Source organism: Bacillus sp. GB_SG_008 (assembly GCF_052038115.1).
GTDB lineage: Bacteria > Bacillota > Bacilli > Bacillales > Bacillaceae_G > Bacillus_A > Bacillus_A rhizoplanae.
This window is the reverse complement of the sequence record NZ_JBPZSK010000024.1, coordinates 1-657: the sequence shown is the minus strand read 5'-3', so window position 1 is coordinate 657 and position 657 is coordinate 1. Positions and strand designations below refer to the sequence as shown.

Here is a 657-nt window from a genome sequence, read left to right as displayed (position 1 = left end):
GAGCCATTAGCTCAGTTGGTAGAGCATCTGACTTTTAATCAGAGGGTCGAAGGTTCGAGTCCTTCATGGCTCACCATTTTAAAAATATAGTATGCGGGTGTGGCGGAATTGGCAGACGCACCAGACTTAGGATCTGGCGCCTTTGGCGTGGGGGTTCGACTCCCTTCACCCGCATATGCGGTCGTGGCGGAATGGCAGACGCGCTAGGTTGAGGGCCTAGTGGGGGCAACCCCGTGGAGGTTCAAGTCCTCTCGGCCGCACCAAAAAAAGAAATAAAAAAATGCTTGCATTAATCTTACCACCATGGTATATTAATAAAGTCGCAAAAAACAAACAACATACATTAAGCGCCCGTAGCTCAATTGGATAGAGCGTTTGACTACGGATCAAAAGGTTAGGGGTTCGAGTCCTCTCGGGCGCGCCAATTACGGGAAGTGGCTCAGCTTGGTAGAGCACCTGGTTTGGGACCAGGGGGTCGCAGGTTCGAATCCTGTCTTCCCGACCATGCGGGTGTAGTTTAGTGGTAAAACAAGAGCCTTCCAAGCTCTGGTCGAGAGTTCGATTCTCTTCACCCGCTTTTAGTTCTTTGAAAACTGAACGAAACAAACAACGTGAAACGTCAATTTTTATTTATGATGCTAGACAAACACTTTATTG

6 tRNA genes are annotated in these 657 nt (G+C 48.4%); all 6 read left to right on the top strand.

Features of this window, described 5'->3' with window-relative positions:
• The 6 genes from ACTDJC_RS22395 to ACTDJC_RS22370 all read left to right on the top strand — a co-directional run bounded on the left by ACTDJC_RS22395 (nucleotide 1) and on the right by ACTDJC_RS22370 (nucleotide 577).
• Nucleotides 1-76, top strand: a tRNA-Lys gene (locus ACTDJC_RS22395).
• Between the two features lie 17 nt (nucleotides 77-93).
• A tRNA-Leu gene (locus ACTDJC_RS22390) sits at nucleotides 94-174 on the top strand.
• A gap of 3 nt (nucleotides 175-177) precedes the next feature.
• A tRNA-Leu gene (locus ACTDJC_RS22385) sits at nucleotides 178-263 on the top strand.
• Between the two features lie 84 nt (nucleotides 264-347).
• Nucleotides 348-424, top strand: a tRNA-Arg gene (locus ACTDJC_RS22380).
• A gap of 4 nt (nucleotides 425-428) precedes the next feature.
• Nucleotides 429-505 (top strand) — tRNA-Pro (locus tag ACTDJC_RS22375).
• A 1-nt stretch (nucleotide 506) separates the two neighbouring features.
• A tRNA-Gly gene (locus ACTDJC_RS22370) sits at nucleotides 507-577 on the top strand.
• The last annotated feature ends 80 nt before the right edge of the window (nucleotides 578-657 follow it).